This window comes from Bacteroidales bacterium (assembly GCA_021157585.1).
Lineage (GTDB): Bacteria > Bacteroidota > Bacteroidia > Bacteroidales > UBA12170 > UBA12170.
This window is the reverse complement of record JAGGWH010000086.1, coordinates 1-17,313: the sequence shown is the minus strand read 5'-3', so window position 1 is coordinate 17,313 and position 17,313 is coordinate 1. Positions and strand designations below refer to the sequence as shown.

18 protein-coding genes and 1 tRNA gene are annotated in these 17,313 nt (G+C 35.0%); 16 read left to right on the top strand and 3 right to left on the bottom strand.

Annotation, left to right across the window (positions count from 1 at the left end):
- The coding region (locus J7K39_05855; GenBank protein ID MCD6179410.1) for a hypothetical protein at window positions 1-490 on the bottom strand (490 nt) is incomplete at its 3' end.
- Complete coding sequence (locus J7K39_05850; protein MCD6179409.1) at window positions 483-1,169, bottom strand: 4Fe-4S dicluster domain-containing protein; 687 nt, start codon at window positions 1,167-1,169, stop codon at window positions 483-485. The genes J7K39_05855 and J7K39_05850, both read right to left, overlap by 8 nt.
- 182 nt (window positions 1,170-1,351) lie before the next feature.
- On the opposite strand from J7K39_05850, the gene J7K39_05845 reads away from it, so the two are divergent.
- From J7K39_05845 to pheS, 5 genes are all read left to right on the top strand, one after another.
- The gene (locus J7K39_05845) at window positions 1,352-1,924 is read left to right on the top strand and encodes a pentapeptide repeat-containing protein (protein MCD6179408.1); all 573 of its coding nucleotides are present in this window, start codon (window positions 1,352-1,354) and stop codon (window positions 1,922-1,924) included.
- A gap of 328 nt (window positions 1,925-2,252) precedes the next feature.
- Window positions 2,253-2,726 carry a transcription elongation factor GreA gene (gene greA / locus J7K39_05840; protein ID MCD6179407.1) on the top strand — a complete coding sequence of 158 codons (474 nt, stop codon included), beginning with the start codon at window positions 2,253-2,255 and terminating at the stop codon, window positions 2,724-2,726.
- A gap of 11 nt (window positions 2,727-2,737) precedes the next feature.
- Window positions 2,738-3,151 (top strand): HIT domain-containing protein, encoded by a 414-nt coding sequence (locus J7K39_05835; GenBank protein MCD6179406.1) that lies wholly within the window; start codon window positions 2,738-2,740, stop codon window positions 3,149-3,151.
- 1 nt (window position 3,152) lies between these two features.
- Entirely contained in the window at window positions 3,153-3,959 is an 807-nt protein-coding gene (locus tag J7K39_05830; GenBank protein MCD6179405.1) for a peptidylprolyl isomerase, read from the top strand.
- Window positions 3,960-3,965: 6 nt separating this feature from the next.
- Window positions 3,966-4,985, top strand: a complete 1,020-nt coding sequence (gene pheS, locus J7K39_05825; protein MCD6179404.1) for a phenylalanine--tRNA ligase subunit alpha — start codon at window positions 3,966-3,968, stop codon at window positions 4,983-4,985.
- A 550-nt stretch (window positions 4,986-5,535) separates the two neighbouring features.
- Here pheS and J7K39_05820 read toward each other — a convergent pair.
- Window positions 5,536-5,609, bottom strand: a tRNA-Ile gene (locus J7K39_05820).
- A gap of 382 nt (window positions 5,610-5,991) precedes the next feature.
- Between J7K39_05820 and J7K39_05815 the strand changes: the two genes are divergently transcribed.
- From J7K39_05815 to cysD, 11 genes are all read left to right on the top strand, one after another.
- Window positions 5,992-6,831, top strand: a complete 840-nt coding sequence (locus J7K39_05815; GenBank protein ID MCD6179403.1) for a sulfide/dihydroorotate dehydrogenase-like FAD/NAD-binding protein — start codon at window positions 5,992-5,994, stop codon at window positions 6,829-6,831.
- Window positions 6,831-8,315, top strand: a complete 1,485-nt coding sequence (gene gltA, locus J7K39_05810) for an NADPH-dependent glutamate synthase (protein ID MCD6179402.1) — start codon at window positions 6,831-6,833, stop codon at window positions 8,313-8,315. The genes J7K39_05815 and gltA overlap by 1 nt, the downstream gene beginning before the upstream one ends.
- Window positions 8,316-8,343: 28 nt before the next feature.
- Window positions 8,344-9,333, top strand: a complete 990-nt coding sequence (locus J7K39_05805) for a dihydroorotate dehydrogenase-like protein (GenBank protein MCD6179401.1) — start codon at window positions 8,344-8,346, stop codon at window positions 9,331-9,333.
- 227 nt (window positions 9,334-9,560) lie between these two features.
- The gene (locus J7K39_05800) at window positions 9,561-10,097 is read left to right on the top strand and encodes an ArsR family transcriptional regulator (GenBank protein ID MCD6179400.1); all 537 of its coding nucleotides are present in this window, start codon (window positions 9,561-9,563) and stop codon (window positions 10,095-10,097) included.
- Window positions 10,098-10,209: 112 nt separating this feature from the next.
- Window positions 10,210-10,347, top strand: coding sequence for a hypothetical protein (locus tag J7K39_05795; GenBank protein ID MCD6179399.1), 138 nt, complete (start codon window positions 10,210-10,212; stop codon window positions 10,345-10,347).
- Between the two features lie 100 nt (window positions 10,348-10,447).
- Window positions 10,448-11,731, top strand: a complete 1,284-nt coding sequence (locus tag J7K39_05790) for a nucleotide sugar dehydrogenase (GenBank protein ID MCD6179398.1) — start codon at window positions 10,448-10,450, stop codon at window positions 11,729-11,731.
- Window positions 11,732-11,992: 261 nt separating this feature from the next.
- Window positions 11,993-13,768, top strand: coding sequence for an SLC13 family permease (locus tag J7K39_05785; GenBank protein ID MCD6179397.1), 1,776 nt, complete (start codon window positions 11,993-11,995; stop codon window positions 13,766-13,768).
- Window positions 13,768-14,574 carry a 3'(2'),5'-bisphosphate nucleotidase CysQ gene (cysQ, locus tag J7K39_05780; protein ID MCD6179396.1) on the top strand — a complete coding sequence of 269 codons (807 nt, stop codon included), beginning with the start codon at window positions 13,768-13,770 and terminating at the stop codon, window positions 14,572-14,574. Before J7K39_05785 ends, cysQ begins: the two co-directional genes overlap by 1 nt.
- 154 nt (window positions 14,575-14,728) lie before the next feature.
- Window positions 14,729-14,929, top strand: a complete 201-nt coding sequence (locus J7K39_05775; protein ID MCD6179395.1) for a four helix bundle protein — start codon at window positions 14,729-14,731, stop codon at window positions 14,927-14,929.
- Window positions 14,930-15,204: 275 nt separating this feature from the next.
- On the top strand, window positions 15,205-15,813 hold the full coding sequence (cysC, locus tag J7K39_05770) for an adenylyl-sulfate kinase (GenBank protein ID MCD6179394.1): 609 nt from the start codon (window positions 15,205-15,207) through the stop codon (window positions 15,811-15,813).
- 183 nt (window positions 15,814-15,996) lie between these two features.
- Window positions 15,997-16,905 carry a sulfate adenylyltransferase subunit CysD gene (gene cysD, locus J7K39_05765; protein ID MCD6179393.1) on the top strand — a complete coding sequence of 303 codons (909 nt, stop codon included), beginning with the start codon at window positions 15,997-15,999 and terminating at the stop codon, window positions 16,903-16,905.
- Window positions 16,906-17,313: the final 408 nt, after the last annotated feature.

The window sequence follows — 17,313 nt, the reverse complement described above, 5'->3', positions numbered from 1 at the left end:
TAAGCAATTTATCAAAACTGTCCGTTCCCATTCCCCAGTAAGAACGAGCACTTTTAATTCTTACTTTATCATCTTCGATAAGAATATAAACAGGCGAGCTGGCTTTACCTGTAACAGCAATACCATCGTAACCGGCAAATTTTACTTCAGGACCAAAAAAGCCGCCCATATTGGCATATGAAATGGTAGAAGAGTGTTCGTATTTCTCATTCAAAGGAGATGTCCTTGGCGATTTAGTAACTATAGTCGTTCGTGATGAAGATGGAATAGGTAAACCACTAAATGGACCCGGCATAAAAAGTAAGGGATTATCGGGTGATAAAGGATCCAAACCCGGTTCTTTAATCCTGTTCCAAAGTATTTTCATTCCTAAACCACGTCCACCTAAATAATTCTTTAAATCGTCTTTGCTTATTTTCGTTTTCTTTATTTCTCGGGTTGTTAAATTAATATCCAACAAAACACCGTATTGTCCCCAAATCTTATCCATTAATTACCTCCTCTCCCGAATAATAACGTTCAAATAATTCTTCTGCAATTTCTTCAGGCGAAAGTCCAAAATAAGCTCTATTTATATCTACTTCTCTAAAAGATAAAGCACCATAAGGACAGTTTTTAACACATTGAGGATCGTCTCCACCGCAATGATCGCAGATATGCTCAGGATGTTGTGTTATAGGATTCATTTTAATTATTCCTGTTCGCTCTGTTTCGCAGGCATCAGCACAAGAGCCACACCCAAGACAAACATCGTGATTGGTACGAATGGCTTGCGTTACTTCATCGCGATAGATAGGTTTTATACTTGCATTTGGATCGGCATTTACCGGACAAGCATTTACGCAAGGTGTATCCGGACAGTTGGCACAAACGCTGGGAATATCTACATCAGGATTGTAATGATAAACTTGAATATTGCCCAATTTCGGATTTCCCAATCCGTTGAGAATTTCTCCATTAATTTCTACAGGATGATGAAAAGCGGAACAAACGGTTTCGCAGGTGCGACAACCTGTACATTTATCAAAATCAACAACGATGGCTTTAAGAATCCCGTTTGTGGCTTCATTCCCAAACAGGAAATGATATTTGCTCAAAACAACAACGCCTCCACCACCTATGGCTAGCTTTTTCAGAAAATCTCTTCTACTGCTTTCTTTTGGTGTCATAAGCATATATTTGGTTAATAATGAAAGAATATAAAGCTGTATTTAATTGCCTTAATGACCTTTAATGTATAAAGATAATTTTTTAGCGTTATAGGACTATAAAATGCCTTCAATTTGTAATGATTTTAAATTGCTTTTCATACTTTTGAAATCCAATTCTCAAGACAAATAAACTACTACTTATGAATAAAACATTTTACGAGGACAAAATATTTCGGGATATTGATTATTCTAGTCAAGACCTAAAAAGGGCTGAATATGAGAATTGCAGTTTTAGCAATTGTATTTTTTCCAATGCCAACTTATCAGAGGTGAGCTTTGCAGAATGCAGCTTTGAGAATTGTAATTTTAGTAATGTAAAAATTCAGAATACCGCATTTAAAGATGTGCGTTTTAAAGATTGCAAGCTTATAGGTTTACATTTTGAAAATTGCAATCCATTCTTGTTTGCTGTCCATTTTCAAGACTGTCAACTGAATTTGTCGTCCTTTTATCAGTGTAAGCTAAAAAATACCTTGTTTAAAAACTGTAGTTTACAAGAAGTGGATTTTGTAGAGGCTAATTTAAACGGCTCAACATTTGATAATTGCGATTTATCTATGGCAAGTTTTGAAAACACCAATTTAGAAAAAGTCGATTTCCGAACCTCTTTTAACTATTCTTTTAATCCCGAAATTAATCGAATTAAAAAAGCCAAATTTTCCAGAATAGAAGTTATTGGTTTATTAAATAAGTACGATATAATAATTGAATAATAAACAATTAGAGAGTCTATACATTAAATAATTAAATACAATTTTTAATCGTACTACAGTTTAAAACACAAGCTGATTCATAACATTTTCCCGAATTTCAACTAAGAATTTATAATCTTATTTAGAAATTGGATATTTTGGCAATTTTATATTATTTTTGCAGCAGAATAATAAATAGACTAAAAAGTCTAAAATCAAAACAATAAGATAAAAAGACTGAGGCAATTGAGCTGTTTGTAATTAATTCGCTGAGGTCTGCGAAAAAATTAAGGACTCTTAGAATTTTAAGAGTCTTTGTTAGTTTGTATTAAATTGAATAACGCATATTATGGCTGAAACAAGATATTTTACCGAAGAGGGATTAAAAAAATTACGCGACGAAGTTGAAGAACTGATTCGGGTTCAACGACCAGCTATTTCTAAACAAATTGCTGAGGCTCGTGATAAGGGCGACTTATCAGAAAACGCCGAGTATGACGCTGCAAAAGAAGCTCAAGGCTTATTGGAATTAAAAATTGCAAAACGTCAGGAAATTATCCGTAATGCACGCATTATAGACGAATCTAAAATGGATATTTCAAAAGTTTTAATTTTATCGACCGTTAAAATCAAAAATCTAAAAAATGGAGCTGTTATGACATACACCTTAGTTCCTGAAAATGAAGCCGATTTGAAAAATGGCAAATTATCTGTCAGCTCTCCAATAGCAAAAGGTTTATTAGGTAAAAAAGTTGGTGAATTAGCTGAAATAGATATCCCTGCCGGAAAAATTACCTTTGAAATAGTTGAAGTCACGCGATAATAATTATTTTTATGTCAAGTATTTTTACAAAAATTATTCAAGGCGAAATACCTTCTTATAAAATTGCAGAGGACGAAAAATATTATGCTTTTTTAGATATAAATCCATTAGCAAAAGGACACACTCTTGTTATTCCGAAAAAAGAAACTGATTATATTTTTGATATTACAGACAAGGATTTGGCCGATATGATGGTATTTGCTAAAAAAGTTGCTATAGCAATTGAAAAGGTGGTTCCTTGTAAAAGAGTAGGAATAGCGGTATTGGGGTTAGAAGTGCCTCATGCCCATATTCATCTTATTCCCATAAATACTGTTTACGATATAGATTTCAAACAACCAAAACTAAGCTTTACTCAAAAAGAATTTACTTCTTTAGCAAAAGCCATTTCTAAATTAATTAAAGACGAATCAACAAATGTCTAATATGAAAAGGATAAGTCTTTTAGCTTTAGTTGTAGTTTTATCTTTTGCAGGATTAAATAACTTAAAAGCCCAAGAAAAACGAACAAAATTTATTATCTATACCACTTTGGGCGATATGAAAGGAGAGCTTTTTAACGAAACTCCTATGCATCGCGACAATTTTATAAAGTTGGTAAAAGAGGGATGGTATACAGATTCTTTTTTTCATCGTGTTATCAAAAATTTTATGATTCAGGGTGGGCAAAATGCCGATGGCAGAGAAGATGCCGGATATACCGTTCCTGCCGAATTTGTTCCTGAAATTCATGTCCACCATAAAGGAGCGTTGGCAGCTGCTCGCGAAAGCGATAATGTAAATCCCACAAAAGCCAGCTCTGCTGCACAATTCTATATTGTACAAGGGAAAATAATGACTTTGGGACAGCTCGATGCTATAGAAGAAAAAATTAATAATGAACGAAAAACAACGGCTATAGAAAATTACATATTGTTTCCCGGAAATGAAAAGTGGCTATATAAAATTGATGCTCTGATAAAAGCTAAAGATATGGCCGGATTGAAAACATCTAAAGTTGAAGTGTTTAAAGAAATGCTTGAAAAAGGAGAAGCACCAAAAGAGTTTCATTATAGCGAAGAACAAAAGAAAATATATACTACTATCGGCGGAACGCCACACTTAGACGGCTCTTATGTTGTTTATGGTAAAATTACTGAGGGTTTGGATGTGTTAGATAAAATTGCTGCCACAGCCGTTATCGGTAGTCGTCCGATAGAGAAAGTATTGATGAAAATAGAAATTATAGATTAGGGAGAAATGAAAGAAAAAGTATTAGCATATCTCGAAGAAATAAAATCGACCACATTTGATAAAATGGACGATTTAGAAGCTTTTCGCGTAAAATATATTGGTAAAAAAGGTATTATTCCCGCTTTATTTGCAGATTTTAAATCTATAGCTCCGAAAGACAGAAGAGAAATGGGAGTCTTGCTAAACGATCTGAAAAAAGCTACTCTTGCTAAGGTTGAAGAAGTAAAAGAACTTCTCGATAATATGGATCAGTATATGGAGTCGGGAATAGATTTAAGCTTACCGGTAAATGGAGATTTAGGATCACGTCATCCACTGTCTTTAGTTCGAAATCAGATTATTGAAATATTTTCTCGTATTGGTTTTACCGTAGAAGAAGGTCCTGAAATTGAAGACGACTGGCATAATTTTACTGCTCTTAACTTTCCTGAAGAACATCCTGCTCGGGATATGCAAGACACATTCTTTATTGAAAAATCGCCCGATATAGCTCTACGTACACATACTTCTTCCGTTCAAGTACGTGTAATGGAAAACAATCAACCACCTGTTAGAAGTATTTTTCCCGGTCGAGTGTTTCGTAACGAAGCTATTTCGGCTCGTGCTCATTGTATTTTTCATCAAGTTGAAGGCTTGTATATCGATAAGAATGTAAGCTTTGCCGATTTAAAACAGACTCTAATGTATTTTGCTAAAGAAATGTTTGGCGAGAATACAGGAATTCGCTTACGTCCATCCTATTTCCCTTTTACCGAACCTTCGGCTGAAATGGATATTTCTTGCCATATTTGTGGCGGTAAAGGTTGTAATATTTGTAAATATACAGGTTGGGTTGAAATTTTAGGCTGCGGAATGGTTGATCCCAACGTATTAAAAAATGCCGGCATCGACTCTGAAAAATATACCGGTTTTGCTTTTGGAATGGGTATCGAGCGTATTACAATGCTAAAATATCAAATTAAAGATTTACGCTTATTTTTCGAAAATGATATTCGTTTTTTAAAACAATTTGAAAGTGCTATTTAGAATAATTTAGCTTCATTTTTTACTTTTATTAAGTGAAATAAGAGCTTTTTTTATTTTTTCTATGCCTTTATTCCGAGCTTTTTCTTCAGTTCTAATAAAATATAATCTTTTTTATGCCCTGTTTAAAAAAGCAACTATTTATCTTCAATTATTAATATGCTGATATTAAATATATTGTACTATTTTCAATAATTACATTGAAGTATTCCGTATCCTAAATATAAAAAAACGTTAAAAGCTTGCATTGAGCAATAAAATGTTTTATTTTTACAAAGTCTAAATAAGGAAAGACATAACTTTAATTAGTTGTAGTTTTTTTCATATTTTTTTATTTGGTTAAATGTGTTTATATGCTGAAGAAACCGTATGCATCCCCTGCAGCGGTTTCTTCGTTTTTATTAACCAATCATTAACTAAAACTTTTTTATCATTTGTAAATAAGCCTTCTGTTTTGAGTTTTTATTTTTCAAGTTGTTCTAACATTAAATCTCGCAACACGGAATAAAAAAAAAGAAAGTCTCTGAAATTCAGAGACTTTCTTTTGATTTTGTGGGCCCACCTGGACTCGAACCAGGGACCAATTGATTATGAGTCAACTACTCTAACCAACTGAGCTATAGGCCCCATACTCAATTTGAGTATTCGCTTTTCCCAAAAGCGGATGCAAAAATACAAATTCAACAATTAGAAACAAAACAATATTTTTAGATTTTTTTGTTCATATTTAAAATACAAGGTTTTATTACTTTAATTTCTTCTGAGAAAAACCATAGTACCCTCATTTTAAGAGAGTAAAATTAAGTCATAATATGATGAATAATCTTAAGCAGCCTCAGTATTTCACTTAAAATTGCTCTAAATAAATAATAACAATTTGCCATAAAAAATTATTGACTATTTTTGAACTCTGGTGTTAAAAAAATAACAACTTGAATATTATTTTTATCAACTAATTAAAATAGTCACTGTAAACATTTCTTATTTATCGCTGAAAAATTATAAATATATGAATAGAATTATAGCTGTTGAAAATCTCTCAGAAAGCGTTATAAAGCTCGAAATAGAAGCTCCTCGTATTGCTAAAAAACGAAAAGCCGGTCATTTTGTAATAGTTAAATTAGGATTAAAAGGCGAACGTATCCCTCTTACTATTTCTTCTGCCAACGTAGAAAAAGGAACTATTACCTTAATCATACAAAAAGTTGGTGTTACCAGTCATAAAATGGCACTTCTAAAAGTTGGTGATAAAATAACTGATATTGTAGGGCCTCTTGGACAAGCTACACATATTGAAAAAGTAGGAACCGTTTTATGTGCCGGAGGTGGTGTTGGAACAGCTCCTCTTTTACCTATTGTTGAGGCTATGCACAAAGCGGGAAATAGAGTAATTACTGTTTTAGCCGCCAGAAACAAAGACTTAATAATACTTGAAAAAGAAATGCGTGCTTTTTCTGATGAAGTAATAGTTATGACTGATGACGGATCCTATGGAAAACAGGGTTTAGTAACTCATGGTATGGAAGAAGTTATTAAACGAGAAAAAGTAGATAAAGCAATAACTATCGGACCTGCCATTATGATGAAGTTTAGTAGTATGCTTACTAAAAAATATAATATTCCAACCGAAGCCAGTCTAAACGCTATCATGGTTGATGGTACCGGAATGTGTGGTGCTTGTAGGGTTAGCGTCGGAGGTGCAACTAAATTCGTTTGTGTTGATGGACCTGAATTTAATGCTCACGAAGTTAATTTCGATGAATTATTAAGCCGTCTTGGAGGATTCAAAGAACAAGAATATAAAGCATATCAAACTTATCTTGAAGGACTAAAAAAAGCAACTGTCTAATGGAAAATATTATCGACTATTTAAAACAGGAAAGAAGTCAGGAATGGCGTACAGAATTGCGTAAATCGATGAAATCGAAAGATCGTACAACAAGAGTACGCATTCAAATGCCGGAAGAAAATCCGGCAGAACGGGCTAAAAGTAATATTGAAGTTAATACCGGATTTAGTGTTCAAATGGCTGTTGAAGAAGCAAGGCGCTGTTTAGATTGCCCCGATCCTACTTGCATCCAAGGATGTCCGGTTAATATTAATATCCCTAAATTCATTAAATACATAGAAAAACAGGATTTTAAAATGGCTGCACGCACCTTGAAAGAGACAAATGCATTACCCGCCGTTTGTGGTCGTGTTTGTCCGCAAGAAATACAATGCGAAAACAGCTGCTTTTATACCCAAAAATTAAAAAAGACTCCTGTAGCTATTGGTAATTTAGAACGTTTTGCTGCCGACTGGGAACGGAATTCGGGAGATATGTATATTCCTGAAGTAGCAGCTTCCAATGGAATTAAAGTTGCCATTATCGGTTCAGGGCCCTCCGGTTTGGCTGCCGCAGGCGATTTAATTAAACTTGGATATTCCGTAAGTGTCTTTGAAGCATTACACGAACCGGGCGGAGTATTAAAATACGGTATTCCTGAATTTCGTTTACCAAATGAGATTGTAGATGTAGAAATTGACAATCTTAAAAAAATGGGAGTGGAATTTATTAATAATTTTATAGTCGGGAAAACTGCAACCATAGAAGATTTAAAAGAAGAAGGATATCAGGCGTTTTTTGCCGGAAGTGGCGCCGGATTACCTAACTTTATGAATATTTCGGGCGAAAACTATAATGGCATAATGTCCTCCAATGAATATCTTACAAGGGTTAATCTGATGAATGCTGCTAAAGAAGATTACGATACTCCGGTATTTTTAGGCAAAAATGTAGCTGTTATCGGCGGCGGAAATACCGCTATGGATTCTGTTAGAACAGCCAAAAGATTAGGTGCCGATAAAGCTATGATTATTTACCGTCGTTCTATTGAAGAAATGCCTGCCAGAAATGAAGAAATAAAACATGCACAGGAAGAAGGTATAGAATTTCTGAATTTAAATAGTCCTATTGAATATTTTGCTGATAAAAAAGGACATGTAAATAAAATGAGGGTACAGAAGATGGAACTCGGTGAGCCGGATGCTTCCGGAAGAAGAAGACCAATTCCTATTGAAGGTTCGGAATATGATATAGAAACAGACTTGGTTATTGTTAGCGTTGGTGTTTCGCCAAACCCATTAATTCCACAGAGTTTACCCGGACTAAATGTTAGTCGTTGGGGAACTATTATAGTTGATGAAAACGAAATGCAATCAAGCATTCCAGAACTTTTTGCCGGTGGAGATATTGTTCGTGGTGGTGCCACAGTAATATTAGCTATGGGCGATGGAAGAAATGCTGCGGCAGGTATTCATAAATACCTCCAAAATAAGAATAAGAAATAACAAATTAACGTACTAAAAAAATAACATAATGGATTTATCAACGAATTACTTAGGCCTTAATCTAAAAAACCCAATCGTTGTAGGTAGTTGTAGCCTAACATATAGTCTAAGCGAAATAAAGAAGTTGGAAAAATATGGGGCTGCTGCCGTAGTATTAAAATCCATCTTTGAAGAAGAAATTTTAAAGGATACCGAAAGTCAATTGCGTGAAGCTGAAAAAAATAGCTTTATTTACAATCGCTATTCCGAAACTCTGGACTATATCGATATGCATATCAAAGAAGAGCGTTTAAACAATTATATACAGCTAATTAAAAACGCCAAAAAAGAAGTGCTTATTCCTATAATTGCAAGTATAAATTGCATTTCTTCGGCAGAATGGACAAGTTTTGCCAAACGTATTGAAGAAGCCGGAGCCGATGCTTTGGAACTAAATATTAGTCTAAATCCAACCGATTTAGAAATTCGTGATTTTGAGTCGACGATTAAAAAAATTATTCAAAGAGTCTTGGCTCAAGTAAGTATTCCTGTTGCTGTAAAAATTAACAACAGCTTCACTCATATGGCAAGAACTATTTTAGATTTGTCTGAAACCGGAATCGCAGGTTTGGTTTTATTCAATCGTGCATATTCACCCGATATTGATATCAACACACTTGAAGCCGTTCAAGGGAGGAGCTTCAGTTCTCCGAATGCTTATGTTGAACCTTTACGTTGGATTGCTTTATTATCCGATAAAGTAAATTGCAGTATTGCCGCTTCTTCGGGTATTCATACCAGCGAAGTTATCATAAAGCAAATCCTGGCCGGTGCCGACCTTGTACAAATTGTTTCTGTTTTGTATGAGCAAGGGATAGAGCATATCCAAGTACTTTTAAATGAGATCGAAAAATGGATGGAAGAAAAAGGATTTTCATCACTACAGCAATTCAAAGGTAAAGCAAGCAGTAAAAATGCCGGAAATCCTGCTGTTTTTGAACGCATACAGTTTATGAAACATTTTGCGGGAATCAATTAATCGAAGGAGCTTAAACCTCTGAACCTTAAAGAATGTAGCCCTTTGTGCTATGTGATGATAAGAAAAATCTTAATCTCAACCTCCAAACCCCTAAACCCCTAAACCCCTAAACCTCCGAACCTTTGACTACCTAAAAAAAACGGTCTAATTATTTGCTATTTTCAGGATAATGAGTAGTTTTGTTACTCGTTATTGATTCTTAGGTGAATTCCCCAAAATAGAAGAAAATGCTAGATACACTCATTACTTCTAAAACGCGCATCAAACTACTAGTGAAATTCTTTTTGAATTCCAGTTCAGAATCGTATTTGCGTAATTTAGAAGATGAATTTGGAGAGTCTACCAATTCTATTCGGCTCGAACTCAATAAATTTGAACAAGCCGGACTACTTAATTCACGCATATTGGGGAATAAAAAAATGTTTCGAGCAAATACTCAACATCCTCTTTTTCCTGAAATACATAATCTCTTATTTAAACATCTCGGCTTTGATCAAATAATCGAAAAAGTAGTTAAAAATTTAGGCGATATCGATAAAGTATTCCTTGTAGGGAAATTTGCTAAAGGTATAGACACGGAGATTATCGATCTTATTTTTATGGGTGAAGAAGTAAATAAGAATTATTTAATAGAATTAATTGAAAAGGCAGAGAAGCTAATTAAACGAAAAATACGTTATTTGGTATTTACGACTTCAGAAATGCAAAAATATTTGAAGCAAAAACCAACAACGGATTTCTTGCTTCTTTGGAAAAGAGAATAATTAAAAACACCTGCTTTTGCAGTTAGATTTCAGTTTATATTGTAGACAGAAATGTGACTTAAGAGGCGAAGCTGTGTCAAGATGCCTTGGTTTTTTTGAATGTTTTAGTAGAATGGTATTGGAGAAATGGGATGATTTTGAGCATTTTGATAGTCTCCATTTCAAAACTGAAAATGAATTACTAAAACTTGCAGAATCGATACAAAAGAAAATAAAAGATAAAGATTGGGATCAGAATTATGGAAAATAAATTAGGCTTAGATGTATCATCCATTTCTCCATCACTCCAATATTCCATTTTTCAAACCATATACAATCTTTAAACATTAAACTTTAAACAAATTTTACCCATGAAAAAAATTGCAATTATCGGATTAGGCTATGTAGGTCTACCTTTAGCCGTAGAGTTTGGCAAAAAATACCCCGTTGTCGGATTTGATATCAATGTAAAACGCGTAGCAGAACTAAATGCCGGTCATGATCATACCCTTGAAACAGAAGACGAAGATTTACAGTCGGTTTTAAGCCAAGGCGGACAGCTTGGTTTGGAGTTAACAACAGAGTTTGAGGCGATTCGCGATGCACAAATATATATTGTAACCGTACCCACACCTATCGATAAATACAAACGCCCTGATTTAACACCACTTATCAAAGCAAGCGAAACAGTAGGAAAAGTAATATCTAAAGGCGATATTGTAATTTACGAAAGCACCGTATATCCGGGAGCTACAGAAGAAGACTGTTTACCGGTAATTGAAAAACAAAGCGGACTAAAATTCAATGTCGATTTCTATGCAGGATATAGTCCTGAAAGAATAAATCCCGGCGATAAAGTAAATACACTTACAACTATTAAAAAAATCACTTCCGGCTCCACACCTGAAATAGCCCAAGAAGTTGACGATTTATACAATACTATCTTATTAAACGGCACGCATATGGCGACAAGTATTAAAGTTGCCGAAGCCGCAAAAGTTATAGAAAATGCTCAACGCGACTTGAATATTTCGTTCGTAAATGAATTGGCTCTTATTTTTGACCGTATGGATATTGATACCAACGAAGTTATAGAAGCTGCCGGAACAAAATGGAATTTCTTAAAATACCGTCCGGGATTGGTTGGCGGACACTGCATTGGTGTCGACCCTTATTATTTAGCTTTTAAAGCCGAAGCATTAGGTTATAATCCTGCTGTAATTCGCTCAGGAAGACGCGTTAACGACGAGATGGCTCACTTTGTAGCTTCAAAAGTCGTTAAATTAATGATCAAAAAAGGCTTAACCATTTTAAATAGTAATGTTCTACTTCTTGGTGTTACTTTTAAAGAAAATTGTCCTGATATCAGAAATACCAAAACCGTTGATATTGTTGATGAATTACAAGAGTTTGGTTGTCAGTTAGATATTTATGATCCTTGGGCAGATCAAGAAGAAGTAAAGTATGAGTACGGAATCAAGATCATGGAAAAAGATGTTGATATCTATGCCAAAAAATATGATGCTATAATTTTAGCCGTTTCACACGATCAATTTGCCAAACTGGATATGGATCGCTTAACCAATGGCGATAAATCAGTAATATTCGATATTAAAGGATTCTTACCAAAAGATAAAGTAGACGGAAGATTGTAAAAAAGTGATGAAGTGATAAAGAGACAAGGAGAGCAAGGAGCTAACAGCAACACCCCTACCCCCTCATCTCGACGGAGCACAGCGAAGGAGAGATCTCAAACAAAAAGTAAGGAGTAAGGAGTAAGTAGCCAAGCAACAAAGCAAAGAAATGCTTCTCCGTCAGCGTTCTACTGAGCTCACACCGAAGTCCGACGGATCAGCAAGACGGAGAGACAAACCCTAAACCCCAAACGCCCTCGCTATGCGGAAAGCCATCATTCAATGTTAGACCAATACATCCTATACCTTGTACTCGTTTTTATTCTAATCAGTTTATATTTTAATCTGATTGGACCTGCCTTTACTTTCGTTATAGCAGTCGTAGTATTGGGAATTAGCGGAATATTAACTCCTCGTGAAATATTAGGGGGATTTGCCAATGAACAAATTATCATTATAATAATATTACTTTTGATTGGCGACATAATTCGTAAGAAAGGAGTATTAAATGTATTTTTTGAAAAACGGATTTTCAACGGTTCTAAAAGCTATCCGAATTTTATGGCAAGGATGACATTTATGATTGCAGGATCTTCTGCTTTTCTAAATAATACACCTTTGGTAGCCGTGATGATGCCCTATGTTTCAAGCTGGGGGAAAAAACACCAAATAGCGGTATCAAAATTATTAATTCCGCTTTCATATGCTGCCATACTTGGAGGTACAGCTACCTTAATAGGTACTTCTACCAACTTGATTGTAAACGGAATGGTTGCCGATCAAATCCTTTTTCCAAATTTTAAAAGCTTAGGAATTTTTGATTTTGCTTGGGTAGGTATTCCAATGACAATATTAGGTATTATCTATCTGCTGATTTTTGCCAATAAGCTTTTACCAAATAATGAAGATTCACTCGAAAGAGTAGTAAGTAATCGTCGAGAATATTTGGTTGATATTAGAATAGCTCCGGATTCAGAATATGTTGGAAAATCCGTAGAGAAAGGGAGTTTAAGGAACTTAAAGAGTTTGTTTTTAGTAGAAGTTAGAAGAGGAGAGAAACAGTTCTCCCCTATTAGTCCTTATTTTGTCTTGGAAGGAAATGATATACTAACATTTGCCGGAAATACACAAGCTATCGCAGAATTAATAGAACCCGAAAGTGGATTGACGCCTGTTGAAGTAGGAATGTTTAAAAATAAAGCCAAAACTCAACTGATTGAAATAGTAGTCTCTTATAATTCTAACTTATTAAAAAAGACAGTTAAAGAAGCTCACTTTCGTTCTCGTTTTGATGCCGCTGTTATCGCCATTCATCGCAATGGAGAAAGATTAAATGGGAAACTCGGACAAATAATCCTCGAAGCCGGTGATGTACTTCTACTTTTGGCTGGTGAAGATTTTGCAAACTTGAGCAACTATACTCGCGATTTTTATCCTCTTTCTACTCTAAGAACCTATGTAAAACCCAAAACTTTGGATGCTATTGTTTTAATAGGAGGACTTATATTAGCAATAGTTTTATCCGCCTTAAATATAATTCCTTTATTTATGGGAGTTGTAGGTTTATTGGTGATAATACTTGCTTTAGGAATCGCTAACCCAAAAGATATTCAAAGTGGTATAGATTTTGACCTGGGATTGATAATAGCTTTATCCTTAGCTTTAGGAACAGCTATGATTAAAACCGGCGTAGCATATGATTTAGCTCATGGAGTTATTGGTTTATTTCGTCCTTTTGGAACATTGGGACTATTAATCGGAATTTATTTAGTTACAGCTGTTTTGGCGGCGTATATTACCAATAAAGCCGCAGTGGCTTTGATGTTCCCAATAGTTCTAACTATTGCTCTTGCAGAAGGAATGTCTCCCACACCTTTCGTTTTATTAATTGCTTATGCTGCTGCAGCTAACTTTATTACCCCTATTGGATATCAAACAAACCTTATGGTTTATGGTCCGGGAGGATATCGCTTTAGAGATTTTATGAAAATAGGATTACCTCTTACCATTTTGTATATGATTGGAGCAGTAAGTATTTTATTTTGGAGATATTTTTAATGATAAAAAATAACGAAGATCTACGCCCATTAATAAAAGCCGTTTTAAAGGCTGGTGAGGCTATTTTAAACATTTACCATTCAGCTGATTTTGGAATAGAAACAAAAAAGGATGATAGTCCGCTAACATTAGCCGATAAAGCGGCACATAATGTTTTGCTGGCCTATCTTAAGCAAACTTCATTTCCTACAATAAGCGAGGAAGGGGAGCATTTAAGTCGAGATATCAGACAATCTTATAAAACCTATTGGCTAATAGATCCCTTAGATGGAACAAAAGAGTTTATTAAAAAAAATGATGAGTTTACCGTAAATGTAGCTTTAATTCATCAAGGAAAGCCCGTATCAGGATTGGTTTACGCACCTGTTTTAAAAGAATTGTTTATTGGTTTGGGCGATAAAGCCTATAAAATAAGTATTGAGAAAATAGATGAATTGGAATTGCCCCTAAAGCCGGAACAGCAAATTAAATTGAAAACTAAAAAAGAAAAGAAATTAACCGTTGTTGCCAGCCGTTCTCATTTTAATCCGGAAACCAAAGCCTATATCGATGCTTTAAAAGAAAAAGGATTTGAAATAGATTTAGTTTCAAAAGGAAGTTCCCTTAAAATTTGTCTTGTAGCAGAAGGCAAAGCCGATGTTTATCCTCGTTTTGGACCAACAATGGAATGGGATACCGCAGCAGCTCATGCTGTTTTATTAGCCGCCGGAGGACAAATGATAAATCCGGAAACAAATAAAGAATTAATTTATAATAAAGATAATTTACTAAATCCGTTTTTTATAGCGGAGAAGAAGGGGAATTAGCGCTTCGCGCGGAAGGAAAAGTAATTAGTACTGTGCACGTAAGGAAGGGTAATTAGTTTTCACGTTATTAATTCGCAAAAAGCAAATGTAAAGAAATGTAATTTATAGTAATTGTGAGATGAAACTTGAAGAGTTTGAAACATATAACTTAGCTATGAAACTGGGTGAAGTAGTTCATTCGGAAGTTATAAAGTGGGATTATTTTGAGAAGGATACCATCGGAAAACAATTAGTCCGTTCGGCAGACTCTGTGGCTGCTAATCTGAGCGAGGGACTTGGCCGATTCCATTATAAAGAAAGAAAAAACTTCACTTACTATTCACGAGGTTCTCTTTTCGAGACAAAACATGGTTAACTAAAGCCTTTAATAGAAAATTAATCGAAGAAGAAACATTTAATCAACTAATTCAAGAAGCTGAAATAATCGGTATAAAAATAAACAACTACATCAAAACAATTGGTAATAAATAACAAACACTTTACGTGCGTAGCACATTTTACGCGCGTAGCGCAAATATCACGCGAAGCGCAAATTACGCACAAAGTGCATTTACGTGCGCAGCACAAATTACGCCGCAGGCATTTTACAGCAATGAAAAATCCCCATATTTTAAACATTAACCCCATATCATGAACAACCCCAACAACATCCACCCCGTTTTCGATAGAATAATGGGAAGGGCGCATAAAGAAAAACTTTTAAATCAGCACTCTAAAGTGATTTGGTTTACAGGATTATCGGGTGCCGGAAAAACTACCGTTGCCCTCCATCTGGAAAGAGCTCTTTACGACCGTGGGTATTTAACGCAAATTCTTGATGGTGATAATATTCGCTCAGGAATTAATAACAATTTAGGGTTCACCGAAGCCGATCGTTTAGAAAACATCCGTAGAATAGCAGAAGTATCTAAACTTTTGGTGGATAGCGGAGTGATTACGCTAAATAGCTTTATTAGCCCGACGAATGAAATTCGTGAAATGGCAAAGAAAATTATAGGTAAAGAGAATTTTATTGAAGTCTTTGTAAATACTCCAATCGAAGTTTGCGAACAACGTGATGTAAAAGGTCTATATGAAAAAGCACGCAAAGGCAAAATCAAAAACTTTACCGGAATAGATTCTCCATTTGATGCACCGGAAAATCCGGACATAGAATTGCTTACCCATAAGCATTCGCTTGAAGAATCAGTTCAGCAATGTTTGGATGTGATTTTATCTAAAATTGAATATAAAGGGTAAAAAAAGTCAACAGCTAAAGTAAATGGACAGGGAGCTAACAGCAACACCCCCTCATCTCTCATCTCGAAGGAGCATAGCGAAGGAGATATCTCAAACAAGGAGCAAGGAGAAACAAAAGGATAAGGAAATAAAGCGCTATGCAATGAAAGCAAACAGCCAATAAGACATAAGACAATAAAAAAAATGAACAACTACTCAATAAGTAATTTAAAAGAATTGGAAGCCGAAGCCATTCACATTATTCGTGAAGTGGCAGCAGAATTTGAAAACCCTGTAATGCTCTATTCCATCGGAAAAGATTCTTCCGTTATGGTACGCCTGGCAGAGAAAGCGTTTTATCCTGCAAAAGTTCCTTTTCCATTGATGCATATCGATAGCAAATGGAAATTTAAAGAAATGATTGCTTTTCGCGAAAGCTATACCAAAGAAAAAAATTGGGATCTGATTGTGCATTATAATAAAGAAGGTTTTGGAGCAGGAATTGGGCCTTTCACTCACGGAAGTAAAGTCCATACCGACACCATGAAAACCCAAGCTTTATTGCAGGGTTTGAATAAGTATAAATTCGATGCTGCATTCGGAGGTGCTCGCCGCGATGAAGAAAAAAGTCGCGCCAAAGAACGTATTTTCTCCTTCCGAGATAAACACCATCAATGGGATCCAAAAAATCAACGTCCTGAATTGTGGGATATCTATAATTCAAAAGTCCATCAAGGAGAATCTATTCGTGTTTTCCCTATCAGTAACTGGACAGAATTAGACATCTGGCAATATATCCGTTTGGAAAATATTCCAATTGTCCCTCTTTATTTCGCCAAAAAACGTCCAATAGTAGAAATTGATGGTTCTTTGGTTTTAGTTGATGATGATAGAATGCCAAAAGAATTAAGGGATAAAGCCGAAATGCGTATGGTTCGGTTTAGAACATTAGGCTGCTACCCTCTAACCGGAGCAGTAGAATCAGAAGCAGATACTATTGAAAAGATAGTAGAAGAAATGATGACCGTTACCGTTTCGGAACGTACAACTCGCGTTATCGATTTCGATGAAGAAGGAAGTATGGAGCAAAAGAAGAAGGAAGGGTACTTTTAGGGTTGCCCGCGAGTTTTCGCGAATGGAGCTAATTTCACGAATTAAAAAAAACGGTTCTCAGCACTTTTTCAAAAAATAATTAGCGTGAATTAGAGGACAAAAGAAACCATCAACAAATTATTTATAGTAAGCTACTAATCCTAAATATGGATTTAATTTATAAAGAAGAAGGAAGGTTACTTTTAAGATCTTCCTGCGAGTTTTCGCGAATGGAGCTAATTTCACAAATTAAAAAAAAACGGTTCTCAGCACTTTTTCAAAAAATAATTAGCGTGAATTCGTATAATTAGCGTGAATTAGCGGACAAAAGAAACCATCAACGAATTATTTATAGTAAGCTACTAATCCTAAATATGGATTTAATTTATAAAGAAGAAGCATATGATATTATTGGAGCCTGTATGGAGG